Origin of the sequence: Victivallis vadensis, assembly GCF_003096415.1 — a bacterium.
In the GTDB taxonomy this organism is placed as follows: domain Bacteria; phylum Verrucomicrobiota; class Lentisphaeria; order Victivallales; family Victivallaceae; genus Victivallis; species Victivallis vadensis.
Map to the genome: position 1 here is coordinate 1 of NZ_QEKH01000057.1, position 17193 is coordinate 17193.

At 60.6% G+C, this 17193-nt stretch carries 13 protein-coding genes; 3 read left to right on the top strand and 10 right to left on the bottom strand.

Annotated elements, in window-relative coordinates; translation table 11 throughout:
• The 10 genes from C8D82_RS19765 to C8D82_RS19805 form a co-directional block, all read right to left on the bottom strand.
• On the bottom strand, positions 1-4466 hold a 4466-nt coding region (locus C8D82_RS19765), incomplete at its 3' end, for a beta strand repeat-containing protein (RefSeq protein WP_133245310.1).
• Positions 4467-4500: 34 nt separating this feature from the next.
• On the bottom strand, positions 4501-4848 hold the full coding sequence (locus C8D82_RS20915) for a hypothetical protein (RefSeq protein ID WP_133245311.1): 348 nt from the start codon (positions 4846-4848) through the stop codon (positions 4501-4503).
• A gap of 460 nt (positions 4849-5308) precedes the next feature.
• Entirely contained in the window at positions 5309-5626 is a 318-nt protein-coding gene (locus tag C8D82_RS19770) for a hypothetical protein (RefSeq protein ID WP_116886021.1), read from the bottom strand.
• Between the two features lie 19 nt (positions 5627-5645).
• On the bottom strand, positions 5646-7121 hold the full coding sequence (locus C8D82_RS19775; RefSeq protein WP_116886022.1) for a 2-oxoacid:acceptor oxidoreductase family protein: 1476 nt from the start codon (positions 7119-7121) through the stop codon (positions 5646-5648).
• Positions 7122-7123: 2 nt separating this feature from the next.
• Positions 7124-8185, bottom strand: coding sequence for a 3-methyl-2-oxobutanoate dehydrogenase subunit VorB (gene vorB, locus C8D82_RS19780; RefSeq protein ID WP_207776202.1), 1062 nt, complete (start codon positions 8183-8185; stop codon positions 7124-7126).
• Positions 8186-8187: 2 nt separating this feature from the next.
• Positions 8188-8436, bottom strand: a complete 249-nt coding sequence (locus tag C8D82_RS19785) for a 4Fe-4S dicluster domain-containing protein (RefSeq protein WP_116886023.1) — start codon at positions 8434-8436, stop codon at positions 8188-8190.
• Between the two features lie 84 nt (positions 8437-8520).
• On the bottom strand, positions 8521-9456 hold the full coding sequence (locus C8D82_RS19790; RefSeq protein ID WP_116886024.1) for an AAA family ATPase: 936 nt from the start codon (positions 9454-9456) through the stop codon (positions 8521-8523).
• Positions 9457-9485: 29 nt separating this feature from the next.
• Positions 9486-11732 carry a U32 family peptidase gene (locus tag C8D82_RS19795; protein ID WP_116886025.1) on the bottom strand — a complete coding sequence of 749 codons (2247 nt, stop codon included), beginning with the start codon at positions 11730-11732 and terminating at the stop codon, positions 9486-9488.
• 110 nt (positions 11733-11842) lie between these two features.
• Positions 11843-13030 carry a chromate transporter gene (locus C8D82_RS19800; RefSeq protein ID WP_165833222.1) on the bottom strand — a complete coding sequence of 396 codons (1188 nt, stop codon included), beginning with the start codon at positions 13028-13030 and terminating at the stop codon, positions 11843-11845.
• A 5-nt stretch (positions 13031-13035) separates the two neighbouring features.
• Positions 13036-14238: an ABC transporter permease gene (locus C8D82_RS19805; RefSeq protein WP_165833223.1), complete on the bottom strand. Its 1203-nt coding sequence runs from the start codon at positions 14236-14238 to the stop codon at positions 13036-13038.
• A gap of 109 nt (positions 14239-14347) precedes the next feature.
• On the opposite strand from C8D82_RS19805, the gene C8D82_RS19810 reads away from it, so the two are divergent.
• From C8D82_RS19810 to C8D82_RS19820, 3 genes are all read left to right on the top strand, one after another.
• Positions 14348-14869: an epoxyqueuosine reductase QueH gene (locus tag C8D82_RS19810; RefSeq protein WP_116886028.1), complete on the top strand. Its 522-nt coding sequence runs from the start codon at positions 14348-14350 to the stop codon at positions 14867-14869.
• A gap of 22 nt (positions 14870-14891) precedes the next feature.
• Complete coding sequence (gene ade / locus C8D82_RS19815) at positions 14892-16610, top strand: adenine deaminase (protein WP_116886029.1); 1719 nt, start codon at positions 14892-14894, stop codon at positions 16608-16610.
• A 212-nt stretch (positions 16611-16822) separates the two neighbouring features.
• Positions 16823-17193 (top strand): hypothetical protein (locus C8D82_RS19820; protein WP_133245312.1); only part of this gene is annotated, 371 nt, incomplete at its 3' end.

The window sequence follows — 17193 nt, forward strand, 5'->3', positions numbered from 1 at the left end:
CCGGTGCCGAACGTCGCACGGTCCGCCGCCGGCACAAGCTGTTCCGCCGAAGCCGGCGCATCCGCGCCAAAGAAATCGGCAGGCCAGTTCACCGCCACCTTCACCGCCACGTCCGAAGGAACCGTCACCGAGTCCGAAACCGAAGGATCTACCACGACTTCCCCCTTCGTGCCCGACGCAATCTCAATCGAATCGATCCCTTCAGGAAGTTCCGTGATCGTAACAGAACCACCGTCATTCGCCGAAACCGTAAGCTTGCCGTCCGTAACCTGAACCGCGCCGTTGGTGACGGAGAGTCCGTCCCCGATCTTCAGCGTTGCGGAATCGGCTACCGTAAGGTCATTTGCCGGAGGAACGACAAGCTTGACCGTACCTTCGCCGGTGATTTCAGTCAGGCCGGCGAGTTTCACCGTCGCATCGGCGTCAAAGACGACCGTGCTGCCGGCGGCGGCGCTGATCCTGATGACGGAGGAGAGGTTGGTTTCAAGCTGAATCTTCTCTGCGTCCGTCAGGTCGGAACCGTCGATTACCGCGCTTCCCTGAAATTCGAGGGAGCCCGCGCCGCTGATCATGGTCAGGATATCCGCGAGGTTCGCTACCGCAGCCCGGAGACGGACGCCCGAAGCCGGAACCACGATCTTCAACTTGCCGCCATTGAGGTCGATGCTGTTGCCCAAAACGGCTCCGAGTTCGACCACAAGCGTGTCGTTGGCGTCGAATTGCATGGTGCCATTGAATTGCGAACCGGATTTCAGAATCACAACCGCCGCCTGACCGTCATCGGCAAGGATCTTGCCGCCGAATGTGTTGCCGATCGTGATCGTGACATTATCGGTGGTGCTGTTGGCGCCGCTGCCGGAGGCATGGATGATATTGTCGGTGCCGTTGACGGTGATGAAAGCGTTCTTCACATGGGCGGCGCTGCCTGCGACTGCGTAGGCTCCGGCATAAATTCCGCCGGCGACCGTGTTGCCGGAGACGGTGATGGAAACGGTATCGAGTTCCAGAGCGCCTGTTCCGAGAATCGCGCCGCCGTAAACGGTGCCGCTGATGGAGCCGGTTCCGCTGATGGTGAGGGTCTGGCCGGAAACATCGCCGGAAATGACGCCGTTATTGGTCAGGGTCAGAATGTCGCCGTCAACGGAACCGAAAATTTCCGCTTGTGCGGCGATATTCAGGATATCGTTGCCGCTGTTCAGCGCGATCATGCCGAAAACCTTGGCCCCGGCATTCAGCGTGATGACATCGTCACCTTTGCCGCCGACGATCGCATATCCGGTCGCGTTGCCGGTCACCGTATCGGCCGTCGCCGTTCCCTGCTGAATCTTTTCAAGCTGCCTGAGCAGGTCGCCGTTCTTGCAGCTGCCCGCGAATACGATACCGGAGATGGCGGCATTGACGCTGGTGGAGGCGGTCAGGCCGTAAGCCTTTGATTTGCCGTCGGTGTCTTTGGAATCAAACGAATTCACCGCGACGATTCCGGAAAGGTTGTCGATCGTCAGCGTCGCCGTTCCCGTGGAGGACGCGGAAGACTGAATTCCTGCCGCCTTGAAGTCGGAATCATTGTTATAGCTGTTCGAGGGATTTTCGTAGAAATGCTCGGCGTACACGGTGCCGGAGAGTTCGCCGATGTGAAACGTCGATACTGAGCCGCTGCCGGTGGCGGCATTCAGCAGGCCGGTAGAGCCATACTGGCCCTTGGCTTCTACCGTGCCGGCCAGAGTTCCGATTTCCGTGGCTGCCGAGGAGGCGGCGGTATGGGCAATCCCGACGGCGAACCCGGAAGCACTGTAACCGGAAACCTTCGCCGTATTTGTCAGCGTGCCGATCTTCAGGGTGCCGTCGGTGGCTTTTTCCTGTGTGATGCCGACGCCTTCGTCGCTTTCGCCGTTGTTGCTGGCGGAAATTGTGCCGCTGATCTCCTTCAGTTCCGCATTTTTGACATATCTCAGGTAAACTCCGTAGCTGTAGGCGCTGTCACTCGTCACGATGCTGCCGCCGAGGGTATTGATTGTGACGTTTTCCACCTGATTGGCGTAGATGCCGTGCCGGACGTTGGAGATGCCGCCGGAGAAATCGGCGACGGCGCTCTTGCCGAGCAGAATAAGGCCGGAACTGTTGTACTCGCCGGAAATACCGGTGATGTTTCCAGCGACGTTGACCCGGGAGGTGGAATCGGTGCCGAGCCCGCCGAGAGTGACGGAACCGGTAACGCCGGCGCCGGCGGAGAGTTCCAGCAGGCAGTTCCCGGTGTACTGGAAGCTGTCGAAGGCACCGCCGGCTATTTGCAGGGTTGAGGCTGAAGGCGCCTTCCGGATTGCGTCGGAGATGGTGCCGAACGCATTGACGCCGACGATATAATAATTATCGCCGATCTGAACGGGCTGTCCCGCTTTCTTGTCGGCCCATCCGGAATTGACGAGCAGTTTTTCCGTGGAGTCGATTACTCCGCTGATTTCCGTCAGGGTGATGGCGCTGTCGGCGGCTTCAAGCAGCCGGTATTGCCCTCCGATCTTCACGGCTCCGCCGTCGAATACCGTTGCGCCGTTCACAGCAAAGGAGGTATTGCCGTACGCCAGTTTGCCGCTGATCACTGTGTATACGGAGCCGGCGCCGAGCTGGGATTCGGTCACGTTGATGCAGATTGCTTCGTCCGCGAAGTTTGTGGCGGATGCGCCGGTGAAGAGGACCGAACTGCCGCCGTTGAAGACGATGTTTTCAATGGTCTGAATGCCGTAAAGGGAGCCGAAGTAACCGGCAGATGCCGAACCGAAAGTCAAGGTGTCCGTTCCGCCGTCGCCGGAAATCCAGCCGTTCACTTCGCCGCCGGTGATCGTGAATCGGTCATCGCCGTCTCCGCCGAAGACATTGCCGATGACCTGACCGCCGGTGACCGTGAATTGATCGTTGCCCGCTCCCAAGCTGATCTGGCCGCTGATCAGGGTATCGGCGCCGTTGACGGTGATGGCGTCGGCGCCTTCGGCGAATCGAATATTGCCGAAAATAACAGCACCGTCATTGAAGGTCAAACCGTTTGCTCCTCCGGCAGTCCCATAAACGGCATAACCGCTTGCGGCAGAGGATGCCAGGTTGTTGTAAACTTCCTGCCGCTTCGCCGGATCCCGCATTTCGGCAAGCCGGAGCTCCAGATCGTCATCCAGATACCTGCCTGCGTAAATCGTGCCGGTGAAATTGTCCAGGGTGATGTCGGGTCCGTAGATGCCGATTGTGGAGCCGGTAGCGGATGAGCCGGATACAGCCTGATTGACCAGCAGCGTACCGGAGAAGTCGTTCAATGCAGTCGTTCCGTTATTATAGATGCCGACCAGCATGGGGGAAGAACCGGACGTGCTTTTCCGGAAAACACCACTCCCGGTCGCGGCGATGGTTCCGGAGAAATCTTCAAGCAGAATCGTTCCGCCGGCAGTGGCGCTATAGTTGTAAATGCCGAAAACCGACTGTTGCTTGGCGGGGGATTCCGCTCCGGTCACATGCGCACGGATATCGCCGGAGAAGCTGGAAATTGTGACATCGGCCCGGCTCCCGGCGGAAGAACCGACGGAGATGTTGCGCAGAGCGTATGCGTTGTTGACGCCGGAAACGGAAATCAAAGCCGTTTCACTGCCGGTCCCGATTGACAGGCGGGAAATCTCCCGGCTGTAAACGGAGAGGGCGTAAGCCGCGTTATCCGTCGATTCGACATTCAGGTTTCCGGTAAAGGAACTGATGGAAAGCTCTACGGTTCCGGAGGGATAGGAGGCGATGGCCGCACCGTCGTTGCCGACGAAAAAACCGTAAGCTGCCGCATCGCCCGCGATCTTCATGGAGCCGGAGAAGGCGCCGATTTCCAAAGCCGGAGAGACGGAGGCGTTGCAGATGAATCCGGCACTGAAATAAATATTTCCGGTGGTGTCGATCGTAACGTTCGCGGAGAAGAGATCGATGACATTCCGGCCGCCGTTCATCTCAAAGACGCTCAACGGGCCTGCCTGGACGGAACTGCCACTCAGGTTCACGGTTCCGCCGAATTCAGTGAAATGCGCCGTTCCCTGATTGGAGAGGAAAAGAGTTCTGCCGACGGGGCCGCCGAGCACGGCGTCCTTGCCGATCGCCAATGCATGCATGCCGCTGCCGAGCTCCATTCCGCCCTGATAGCTGCCGTTGATCGTGACGGCGCTGTCATCGCCCAGGGTCTGGGAACCGAGGAGTCCGGCGCCTTCCTGAATTTCGATGCCGAGGAGTCCGGTGAGCTTGCCGCTCTGTACGCCCAGCAGGGTGACGCCGCTCTTCACCGTCAGGCTTTCCGGATAATCGCCGGCTGCCGGCTGAACGGAATCGCCTTCAGCGGCGGCATCGATTGCCGTCTGGATGCCGACGAACGAATTGGTGTCGTTCAGGCTGCTGTCCGCGTTACGCGCAGCTTCGAGCGCTTCCTGTGTGGCGAATGCGTAGATTGTGGTCCCCATGATTTACTCCCCGGTGTGAATGATGATAATTGTTTTATAGATTAAATTTCTGATATCTGACATGAGGACGCGTTTCCGCTCTTCGGGCTTTTTGGAGCAAGGGAAGGCGGCAGGGCGGCCTGGTTGCCGTTGCCGGGATTCTTATTGCTTTATGCGGCAATTCCGCAGCAGTAAGCGAACCGATCCGCATCAGGGCGGATTCAACGGTACAGAAAAATGTGACAGCCAAACGGCACTCGATGGAAAAAACAGGAATTTCCTGCATCGGAAGCGCTGCGGGGAAAACGGAAATAAACAATTCCCGGATGTGCGGAGAAATCGTCTGGTCATAATTCGGGCCGGGCGCACAAATTGCGGACCCCGTGATATAAATATCCATCATGACGAAAAAATCTCCGTTTGCGATCCAAGAGTGAACAAACGCCTGAAAGCAAAATTTCCGCATTGCCGTGTAAAAAAATAAGGCTGCTGCCGAATGACAGCACCTGTTGAATATAAATTTCCCTATTGTTCAGTATTAATTATAATTTATCTGACTGTAAATGTCAAGCTCTAGATTTGATATAGATGCAAAAATAAATTGAAAAGAAAATTGAAATAATTTAGTTTTAAAAGAAATATTTTCAGGTTAAAGTAGAATGGTATTGATTTAAAGGGCTTGAGGCATGAGCCTTAATGCAAACACTACCTGTTTCATGGGTATTATACGTTCGCAATATATTATGATCGGGTGGAAATTTTTGTTTTACGCTGCGTCAACCGGCAATGAAATGGGGATTCCGTCCCGACAGGAACGAAATCCCCATTGAAATAAAAGATGTTGCGACAGGAAAACTGCCGAGTCAGCGGAAGATCAGTATTACCGCCGTTCCCAGCAGAATCTGGATGATGCGGGCGACCAGCGCCAGCAGTACGCCGCTCGGCCAGATGTTGTCGATCCCGGACCACTTGTAAAGCAGCGTCAGCATGACCGCCCAGCCCAGCGCCGCCGTGATCAGTCCCGGCAGGGGAATCAGCGACACCAGCGCCGTGAGCAACGCGATCAGGAAAGCCGGAAGCCAATCCAGCTGGTCTTTGGTGACCTTGGCGCCGAGCCAGAGCGCGGTGCCGCCGAGGACTCCCTGAAAAAGAATGACGAGGGCGATTACGATGAAATGCATTTTCGTTTTCCTTCGGGGTCTAACGGGAAATGCGCCGGGCGTTCTCTTTGCCGATGTAGAAGGCGCGGATGTTCGCCTGCACCACCGTCTCCTTTTCACGGAAACAATCCATGATCGCTTCTTCGAAGACCCGGTCGAAGTCGGCCTTGTCGTCGTCGTCGAGGAACAGATCGCACATCATCACCGCGACGGCTCCGAGCAGCACCGAATTGGCGTACTTGAGGTCGCCGAGCTGGGTGGCCAGGTCGGAAGCGGGCAGGGTGTAAAGGATCTGTTCGCCGGTGTTTTCCGGCTGCCGGACATTGGATTCGTCGTAGAGCAATATGCCGTTCCTTTTCAGCTCCGGCAGGTATTTGTCGAGCGAGGACTGGTTCAGCGCGATCAGCAGATTGCAGTCGCGTTCGACCAGCGGCGAACCGATCGGGTGGCGGCTCAGCACCACCGAGCAGTTCGCTGTGCCGCCGCGCATCTCCGGCCCGTAGCTCGGCAGCCACGACACGTTGAAATTGCGCAGCTTGCCCATCGTCGCGAGCATATAGCCGAGCGAAAGCACCCCCTGGCCGCCGGAACCGGCGAGCTTGATCCGCCGTTCCGCCTCGAAGATCCGCGACGGGTTGCGGAAGGATTCGCTGACGCCGTCGGCGACTTTGACCGGGTAGAGCAGCTCCTTGACCTGCCGCGGATCGTAGATCCCTTCGGCGCGCTGCAGCGGATCGCGGCTGTCGGCGATGTCCTTGTAGACGCCGAGCGGAAAGTAACGGCTCATCTGGTTGTCGAGGAACTCGTTCATCTCCTTGGCGTGCATCTTCAGGTTGACCGGACAGCCCGAAAGGCATTCGACCAGCGAGAAGCCCTTGCGTTCGATGCTGTTGGTCAGCGCCTTGCGGATCGCGAGGCGCGCCTTGCGGATATTTTGCACGGTACTCAGCGCGACCCGTTCCACATAGACCGGCGCATCCAGCGCGGCGACGGTTTCGGAGACTTTCAGGGGATACCCTTCCGTCGAGACGCTCCGTCCCTGCGGCGTGGTCTGGGTTTTCTGGCCGGGCAGGGTGGTCGGCGCCATCTGGCCGCCGGTCATCCCGTAGATTGCGTTGTTCACGAAGAAAACCGCGAGGTTTTCCCCCCGGTTCGCCGCCTGGATGATCTGGTTGAAACCGATCGACGCCAGATCGCCGTCGCCCTGGTAGGAGATCACGATGTTCTCCTGATTGGCGCGGGCCAGCCCGGTGCCGACCGCGGGGGCGCGGCCGTGCGGCACGGAAATGCCGAAGCAGTCGAAGTAGTAGTAGCTGAACACCGCGCAGCCGACCGGCGCGATGATGATCGTTTTGTCCTTGATCCCGAAATCCTGAATCGCTTCGGCGATCAGTTTGTGCAGGATGCCGTGGCCGCAGCCGGGGCAGTAGTGCATATTGGTTTTGATCGGGCCGGGCCGGCGTTCGAAGGTCGGAAAGAAGCCGGCGCTGCGTCCGTAAAGAATTTTATCCGCCATGATTACTTCACCTCCATGCCGGTCAGTTTGAGAGTGCGCGCGACGATCTCGTCCACGCCCGGAATATTGCCGCCCATCCGGTTGATCAGGTGGACCGGCCGGTCGCAGTTGATCGCGAGCTTCACGTCGTCGATCATCTGGCCGTTGCTCATCTCCACCGCGATCAGCTGCTTCGCGGGCAGCCGGCGCAGTTCATCGGCCGGGAACGGAAAGAGCGTGACCGGGCGCAGCAGGCCGGCTTTCACGCCCTGTTTGCGCAGTTCGGCCACGGCGGTGCGGGCCAGCCGCCCGGAGATGCCGTAGCCGACCAGCAGGATTTCGGCGTCCCCGGCCTGATAGAGTTCGCTGCGCTGTTCGTTCTGCTCAATGCGTCTGTACTTCTCCTGAAGCCGGATGTTCAATGCTTCGAGGTCGTCGGTTTCGAGGTAGATCGAGCTGATCATGTTCGTGCGGGGGCGGGTCACGTCGAGCGCCCATTCCGGAATCTCCCGGCGGCCCGGCAGCGGTTCGGGCAGGGTGACAGTCTCCATCGTCTGCCCGATCACGCCGTCGGTCATCATGTAAACCACGATGCGGTACTTTTCGGCGAGGTCGAATGCGGTGAACGCGAGGTCGCACATCTCCTGCGCCGAAGCCGGAGCCAGCACGATGCATTTGTAGCTGCCGTGCCCGCCGCCCTTGACCACCTGAAAATAATCGGACTGCTCGGGAGCGATGTTGCCGAGCCCGGGGCCGCCGCGGGTGATATCCACCACCAGTGCGGGCAGCTCGCTGCCGGAGAGATAGCTGATCCCCTCCTGTTTCAGGCTGATGCCGAGGCCGGAACTGGCGGTCATCGCGCGGCGGCCGTTCGCGGCGGCGCCCATGACCATGTTGATCGCGGCGATTTCACATTCGGCCTGCAGGAAGGTGCGGCCGAGCTTCGGGAAGCAGCGCGCCGCGGTGTGCGCGATTTCGCTGGCGGGAGTGATCGGGTAGCCGAAAAAGCACTCGCACCCGGCGAGCAGCGCGCCATAGACGACCGCTTCGTTGCCTTTGAGCAGCATTCGGTTGGTGTATTCCATCGTTACGCCTCGCTTTCCGGATCGGTGGTATGCTGGATGACGGTCAGGGCGCCCGGTTCGGGGCAGGTGTAGAAACAGCCGCCGCAGCCGATGCAGGGTTGTCCGGTCAGGGTGACCGCCGGGAATCCGAGTTTGTTCAGGTGGGTTCCCATCCTGAGCACGCCGCGCGGACAGGCGTTCACGCACCGTTCGCACCCTTTGCACTCGTCGACGGCGATCACCACCTCGAAGGTTCTGGTTGGTTTTGTCATGTTTCTCCTCTGTTTTTCTGATTGCGGGCGCGTCCGGCTCTCCCCGGCCGGAACACCGGCCCCGGAATACGCCCGGTCCCCGGTTCAGCGGGGAATTTTCACTGTCTGAATGATCTCCTGCAGAATCTGCGCGGAGGTCACGCCGGAGTAGCGGCTTTTCGCATCGGTGACGAGGCGGTGCGGCAGCACCACCATCGCCAGGGAGCGCACTTCGTCCGGCAATACGTAATCGCGGCCCGCCAGCAGCGCGGCGGCGCGGGCGGCGTCGGCCAGCAGCAGCGCGGCGCGGGGGCTGGCGCCGAGCGTCAGACGCGGATCGCGCCGGGTCGCATGGATGATTTCCAACAGGTAAGCCGAAACACTCTCCTCGATGCCGATCCGGGTCATCTGCCGGTTGAGTTCGAGGATCTCCGAACAATTCAGGATCGGCGTGAGCGTGGCGGCCGGGTCGCCGGAGCGGCGGTCCGCCAGCATCTCCGCCTCGGCTTCCGGTTCGGGATAACCGAGGCTGAGCCGCATCGCGAAGCGGTCGAGCTGGGCCTCGGGCAGCGGGTAGGTGCCTTGAAATTCGATCGGGTTCTGGGTTGCGATCACCATGAACGGGGCTTCGAGGGGGCGGCTTTTGCCGTCGCTCGAAACCTGATGCTCGCACATGCACTCCAGCAGCGCCGACTGGGTGCGCGGCGAGGCGCGGTTGATTTCGTCGGCGAGCAGGATGTTCGTGAATACCGGGCCGGGGCGGAACTGGAAACTGCCCTCTTTCGGGCTGTAGATGTTCGTGCCGATGATGTCGGCGGGCAGCAGGTCGGGCGTGAACTGCACCCGCCGGAAATCCGCGTCGACCAGCCGGGCCAGCGCCTTCGCCAGCGTGGTCTTGCCGACGCCGGGCACGTCGTCGAGCAGCACGTTGCCGCCCGCGACGAATGCGGTCAGCAAATGGCGGATCACCTCCGGCTTGCCGCGAATGATCCGGTTGAGTTCGTTTTCGACCCGGTTCAGTTTTTCAATGGTGTCGCTCATGGAAAGTGCCCCGTGTTTAAGATTGGATATCAGAACCAGTCCGCCTCGAAGTTGAACGTACCGGTTTCACGGGCGTTCCAATTGGCGTTGGTCAGGTCATAGTAGTCATAGACGCCCGGCAGCCGCGGCACCGAATGCACCTTGACCGGATAGAGCCGGGTCATGCCGTCACGGTGGTCGTACCGGATCGAAAATTCGTTGTTGCGCGCGTCGCGGAACTCCCCGTCCGCCGGGATTTTTGCCCGGGTGATCAGCAGCACCGGACGGCCCAGCCGGTAAAGCTCCACCGGGATCACCGATTTGTCGCGCAGCGCCTCGACGGAACCGCGCTCCAGCTCCAGGTGGGCCATCACACGGGTTACGCCGAAACGGGTCAGCTCCAGCGCCGCCATCGAGTTGCAGACCGGCAGCGGCGCGGAGGCGATGATCTCGTCGGCTTCAATACCCTTGAGCAGCGCGAGATCGCCGAGGGCGGTGACCCGGAACCGCCTGATTCCGGCGTCGGCCGCGGCGCGGATCGCCCTGACCAGACTGCCTAGCTTCCCCTCCGGACAGAATTCCGGCAGGATCGCCTCGTTGGTCAGCTTGTTGAAGTCGTAGACGCCGGTTGCCCGGATCGCCCTGCGGTTGGCCGGTTCCGCCCCGTTGGGCTTCAGCGCAACGGTTTCGGTCAGAAGCTCCGGCAGCACGTAGCCGGGCTTCAGCGAAAGGTAAAAGCGGCGGAACTGCTCCAGCCCGGTTGCGGAGTTGTGGAACACCGCCTCCGGCTTCAGGTTCTGTTTCACATACTCCCAGAATTCGCGGCGGACCGCCTTCAACTCGCTGGCGGGCAGAAAGTAGCTGCCTTCCACGGCGGCTGTGAAATTGCCGAGCTCGAAAGCGTCGGAATCGCTGGCGGAAAATTCCGCCTCAAGCGTCTCCGCCGAAACCGGGCGGCTGTTCGCCGGGGCGAGGTTCAGCGGCCGGAAGAAATTTCCGACCGGAGCATTGGTCACGTCTATCGCGATCTCATGCGCGGTCAGCCGCACATTGAGGTCGAGGCGGGCGCGGCGCGGCGGCAGTGCCGCGATGCGCCCGGAATAGTCGCTGAAACTTTCGCCGATCTTGAAGACCAGTCCGCGTTCGGCGACCGGTTTGTCGCAGCAGATGAAGACCCGTTCGCCGGGCAGGGCGCGGCGGGCCGGCTGGTTCTCGACGAACATCCTGGTGATGGTCAGGGCGGGGCCTTCATCACCGGACTGGGGCTGTACGCGCACCCGGTCGCCGAGGAAAAGCCGCTTGGTCGCGGTCAGGCCGAAACCGTTGTCGCGCACCGCTTCGACCGTGCCGCAGAGCAGTCCCGCCGCGCCGAGCGCGTCGTGCTGGATCAGGCCGCGGGCCGAATCCTTGCTGAAAAATCCGAGCGACCACTTGCGTCCGCACCCTTTGCTGAGCATATTGCGCGCTTCGCCGATCCGTTTCGGGAACTCCTCCGGCGGCGCGTCGAGCAGCATCCGGTAGGCTCCGACGGTCTGCTTCACATAGTCCGGCTGCTTGAGCCGCCCTTCGATTTTCAACGAAGCCACTCCGATTTCACGCAGGCGCGGCAGCATGTCGATGCTGCACAAATCCTGCGGCGAAAAGAAGAAGCCGTTGCCGTTTTTGCTGAAATAGCGGCGGCGGCAGGGCTGCTTGCACTTGCCCCGGTTACCGCTGTAGCCGCCGAGGTAGGAGGAGAACAGACACTGGCCCGACAGCGACGCGCACAGCGCGCCATGGATGAATACCTCCAGTTCAAGATCGGTCGATTTTTTGACTTCGGCGATCTCCTCGATGGTCATCTGCCGCTCCAGCACCACGCGGGTCACGCCCAGCTCCTTCGCGATTTTCAGCCCGGCGGAGTTCTGGAACCCCATCTGGGTGGAGGCGTGCAGCGTCAGCGACGGGAAGTACTCCCGCGCCATGCGGATGATCCCGAGGTCCTGCACCAGCAGCGCGTCGGGCGCGATTTCGGAGAGTTGCGCAAGGTATTCCGCCACTTCCGGCAGTTCGGCTTCCTTGACCAGCGTATTCAGCGTGATATAGACCTTGCGCCCGAGCTTGTGGGCGTAATCGACGATCTGCGCCATCACCTCCGGCGTGAAATTTTCACCGCGCTCGCGGGCATTGAATTTGGCCAGCCCGGCGTAGATCGCGTCGGCTCCGGCGTCGAAGGCGGCCAGCGCGCAGGCCGGGCTTCCGGCGGGCGCGAGCAGTTCGGGAACCGGCGGCAGGGTATGATGTTTCACGTTTGTCATTCGCGTTTTCCAGTCTTTTCAAGATGTATTGCTTTAACTATAGAGCCGGATTGTGAAAAAATCAATCCGCATTTGCAAGAAAGTTGATATATCACCTGTTTTTCGCGGCATCACAGCCACGGGGCGCACAGCGCGCCGGCGGCGGCGGAGGTGAAGATCGCGGCCATGATGCTGCATTTACTCTTGTACAGCGCCCAGGTCGAAACGGCCAGCACCGGAAGCATCAGCAGCCGCAGGCCGAAGCCGCCGAAATCCGCACTGTTCCCCGCCGTCCAGTCGACGATGCCGCGCCACGGAACTGCGGCGGTGAAGAGCGACATTTCCAGATAGACCAGCGTGACCGCGATCATCAGGCCGATCGTGGCGGGACGGATTCCGGCCATGATGCCGCCGACGATCCGGCTGTGCTCCCATTTGTCAAGGGATTTCAGCCCTCCCATCATCAGCCAGTAGGAGGGAAACAGCAGTCCGATAGTGGCAATGGCCGCGCCCGGAATCCCCCCCTGGCGGTAACCGATGAAGGTGGCGATATTCACGCCGATCGGCCCCGGCGTGACCTGGGAGATCGCGACCATGTCGGCCAGTTCGTCCAGCGTCAGCCAGTGGCGCAGCTCGACCAGCTCATGAATGTAGAAGTTGACCAGAACCGCGCCGCCGCCGAAACAGAGCAGCCCGAAGTAGACGAACAGCACAAAGAGCAAAAGCAGCGTGGCGACGCCGCGGGACTCCTCCGCGCGCGGCATGAAAGCGGACGCGATCCCCGCCGCCATCGAACCGGCGATCAACCAGCCGGGATTGACTTTGGTGAAGGTCATCAGCAGAAAGCAGGCGAGCATGACGAACCATGGGAAGAATCCGCTCATGATCTTGCGCCAGAGCCGGGCGACGGTCGCGATCATCAGTCCGGCCATTGCGGTCCGCACGCCGATGAAGGCGCTTTGCAGATAAAGGTTGTCCAGCGGCAGAAAGTCCAGCCCCATCGAGAGCAGGGTGATCACCGTGAAAGAGGGCAGCGCCACGCCGAACAGCGCGATCAGCGCTCCCGCGTGCCCCGCGGCCCGGTAGCCGACGTAGATCGCGGCGTTTCCGGCGGTCAGCCCCGGAACCGACTGGATCACGGTCAGCATGTCGAGCAGTTCGCCTTCCTTGAGCCAGCGCAGGCGTTTCACGAAGCTCTCCTCGGCGGCGAGGATGATCGCGAAGCCGCCGCCGACCACGAACAGCGCGATTTTGAAGAAGTTCCAGAAAAGAAGCCAGAGCACCCGGCCCCTCGAACAGTTGGCGAGTTCTTCGTTCATAAGGGTCATTCCAGGCGGATGCGCGGGTCGGCCCAGGCGTAGGCGAGGTCGGCCAGCAGGTTCATGACGACGAAAAGCAGCGCACTGGTCACCACCAGCGCCTTGAGAAGCTGCAGATCGGAGTTGTACAGCGCGTCGATGCCGGTGAATCCCAGTCCTGGAATGCCGAAGAACGACTCCAGCAGCAAACTCCCGGTGAACAGGAACGGCAGCGCCGCGCTGGCCCGCGTGATGATCTGGATCGCCGCGTTGCGCAGCAGGTGTTTGCCGTAGACCTTCACCGGCGAGACCCCTTTGGCCGCCGCGGTGCGCAGATACTCCTTGCGCAGCTCGTTCACAAAGACGGTGCGGTAGAACCGGACATTGCCGCCGATGCCGCACGCGATTCCGACCAGGATCGGCAACCCGAGGCTGCGCCAGCTCTCCCATCCCCAGACCGGGAAGAGATTGTAGTAATATCCCAGGAACCACTGCGCGAAGATGATCACCACCAGATAGCTGATGCTCATGCCTGCGACCGAAAACAGCACCAGCCCCCGGTCGATCCAGGTGTCCTTGAACGCCGCCGCGACCAGCGCCAGCACCAGCCCGATCACCAGTTCGCCGAGAAAAATCGGGATCATCAGGCACAGCGACGGCCAGACGCCCCGGCGGAGGATCGCGCCGATCGGTTCGCGCGTGGTGATGGTCTTGCCGAAGTCCAGCACCCGCACGTAGGGAAATTCCGGCTGGAACCGGATGATCTCGCCCAGCGCCCGCAGGAACTGGGAGTTGAACGGATTCGACTGGAGCCGGAAAAATTCGACTTTCACGGTGGAATCCTGCGCAAAGCGCAACGGTGCATCCGCCCGCACCGGCCGTTCTTCGACCTTTCCGTCGGCGCCGGTGACGGCCATCAGCAGCTTCTCTTCGGGAAAGTTCGGGATCAGTTCGATCACCCCCTCCCGGAGCGTCGCGCCCGGTGGAAGCGGTTCGCCTTTCGCATAGCCCGGCACCGCTTCGGTGCGGCAGCGCCGCCCGTACAGCAACGGCAGGTCGGCGCCGAGTTCACGCCGGAGCGATTCAACCTCGTCGGGCCGGGCGTTTTTGCCCAGCACGGCGGCGGCCGGGTCGCCCGCCGCGACGTTGAAAAGCAGGAACGTCAGCAGCACAACTCCCAGCAGAATCAATATGGAATAGCAGCTTCTGCGGATAATGAAGTTCAACATACCTATAAAATACCACGAAAACCCGGCAAGAACAAGTCGCTTTACTTGTATTTTCCCGCTTTTGCGGTAGAATAATAAAACGGTCTGATGAAAGAAGGAATTGTCGGTCATGGGTAAATCCGGTCTGCTGCTGCATGTGTGTTGCGCCCCCTGCGCGGCGGGGTGTGTGGAACGGCTGATCGCCGAAGACAGAGAAGTGACGCTCTATTTTTCCAACTCGAATATCGCGACGGAAGAGGAGTTTGCGCGACGGCTGGTTTCCGTCGAGGCGCTGGCCCGGATTTTCCGGTTGCCGCTGGAAGTCGATCCCTACGATCATGCCGCCTGGCTGGAACGCGTCGCCGGGCTGGAGGCGGAGCCGGAGAAGGGGGCGCGCTGCCCGGTCTGTTTCGGCTTTTCGCTGGAGCGGGCCGCCCGGCGGGCCGCGGAACTGGGCGTCGGGTTTGCGACCACATTGACGGTGAGTCCGCACAAATCAAGCCGGGTGATCTTTGAGGCCGGGGCACGCTGGGAGCACTTCGAACCCTATGATTTCAAGAAGCGGGACGGCTTCCGGCGGAGTCGCGAGCTTGCCCGGCAGTATGAATTTTATATGCAGAATTTCTGCGGCTGCGAATTTTCGCTCCGCTGAATGAAATGATGGAGGGAGGAGAATGAATCACAGGACTGATGAAATTGCACGGCAGGTGGCTGTGGCGGTCGGCCGCGAACCGGCGGACCTGGTCGTTAAAAATGCCGCTGTTTACGCCCTGACCACCGGGGAAACCCGGCGGGGCGACATTGCGATCGCCGGAGACCGGATCGCCGGAATCGGCAGCTGCTATTCCGGCAAGTCGGAGTTTGACGGGAGCGGCATGATTGCGGTTCCCGGCTTTATCGATACGCATGTGCATCTGGAGTCCACGATGGTCACTCCGTATGAATTCGACCGGCTGGTGGTGCCGCACGGCGTGACCACCGCGATCTGTGATCCGCACGAGCTGGCGAATGTGGCCGGAACGGCGGCATTCGACTACTTTTTCCGGGCGGCGGAGGGGATGGTGCTGGATCTTTACGTGCAGCTTTCCAGCTGTGTGCCCGCGACCGAATTCGACAGCGGCGGGGCTGTTCTGGACGCAGCGGCGCTCGCCGGATACCTGAAGCATCCCAAATGCCTCGGGCTGGCGGAGATGATGAATATCCCGGGGCTGCTGAAGGGCGATCCCGGGGTGCTGGAAAAACTGGCGCTGGTTTATCCGAAGCCGGTGGACGGCCACTGTCCTCTGGTTTCCGGGCGGAACCTGAATGCGTGCCTTGCCGCCGGAATCCGCAACTGCCACGAGACCAACCTGGTTTCGGAGGCGATGGAAAAGATCGAAAAGGGGATGACGCTGCTGATCCGCGAAGGATCGGTGGGGCGCAATCTTGATGCGTTGATTCCGCTGCTGACGCCGATTACCGCCGGAAGCTGCGCCTTCTGTACCGACGACCGCGATCCATTTGATATTCATGAAAAGGGGCATATCGACTATATGATCCGGCGTGCGATCGAGTTGGGGGGGGACCCGCTGAGCGTCTACCGCGCCGCCACGGTGGCGGCAGCCCGTTCTTTCGGATTGCGCGACCGGGGGCTGATTGCTCCGGGCTACCGGGCGGACATCGCGCTGCTGAGCGACCTCGGCGGCTGCCGGATCGAACGGATGATCGCCGCGGGACGGTTGGTGGACGACGCGTTGTTCGCCAACCGTCCGCCCGAACCGCCGGCGGATGTGTTCCGCCACTCCGTGAAGCTCAAGCCGGTCGAGGCGGAGTGCTTCAAGGTGCGCTCCGGCCGGGCGCGGACCACGGTGATCGATTCACAGGAGGGAATCCTGCTGACCGGCAGGCTGACGGTGGAGCTGCGGCTGGTCGACGGAGTCAAATACGCCGACCCCGGCCGGGATGTGCTGAAGCTGGCCGTGCTGGCCCGCCACGGCGGCGAACCTCGGACCGGTTTGGGCTTTGTGCACGGTTTCGGCATCCGCAACGGCGCGTTGGCTTCCAGCGTCGGCCACGACAGCCACAACCTCTGCGTGGTCGGTGCGAATGACGGGGACATGGCGGTTGCGGTCAATGCCCTGATCGAATGCGGCGGCGGCTTCGTCGCGGTGGAGAACGGCAAGGTACTCGCGCTGCTGCCGCTGGAAATCGGCGGACTGATCTCGGCAGAGCCCTTTGCCGACATGCTGCCGAAGCTGAAAGAGGTGATCGACGCGGCGCACCGGCTGGGCTGCCGGTTCCGTGAACCGTTCCAGCAGCTTTCCTTCCTGCCGCTGCCGGTGATTCCGCATCTGCGGTTGACTGACCGGGGGCTGTTCGACGTGGACAAATTCGAATTCGTCCGGGAATACTGATACATTTTCCGGAATGTCCCGCTTTACTTTAACTTTGGTTTGTATTTTTTTTGATGACTTAAGTTGATCTTTAGGTAAATATTTTTCAAAGAAATAATTTATGCCTATTGCCTTTTTATCTTTTTTATGGTATAATTAGATACTGTTGTGCGACGACAGTTGACGCTGCCGCCCCGGTTTCCAATTTGAAAAGCGAAACGGGAGATGTTAAATTGAATTTAACACGGAGAGCGCGGTGTTGGGCCATCGGTTTGACGATGGCGGCGGGGAGCCTGATGGGGTATGGAGCGGAACAACTGAACTTTCGTTCGTCGCCGATGACGGCGGGTAAGGCTTCGCTGAGCGAAAACGGCTACATCGTGAGCCGGGAGCTGGGCGGAGCCAATTTTTCGCCCGAATTGCGGTATCCGGTGCAGCTGATCTACCGTTCTGATTCGGCGGACGCGGGGCTGTTCGGGACTTCGTGGCGCAGCCCGCAGCTGGAAAGCTCGGCGATCCCGGAAAAGGACGGCGTGCTGTGGACGACTCCGTGGGGGGAGAAAATCCGCTTCTTCGCCAAGACCAAGGACAAGGACGCGCTCGA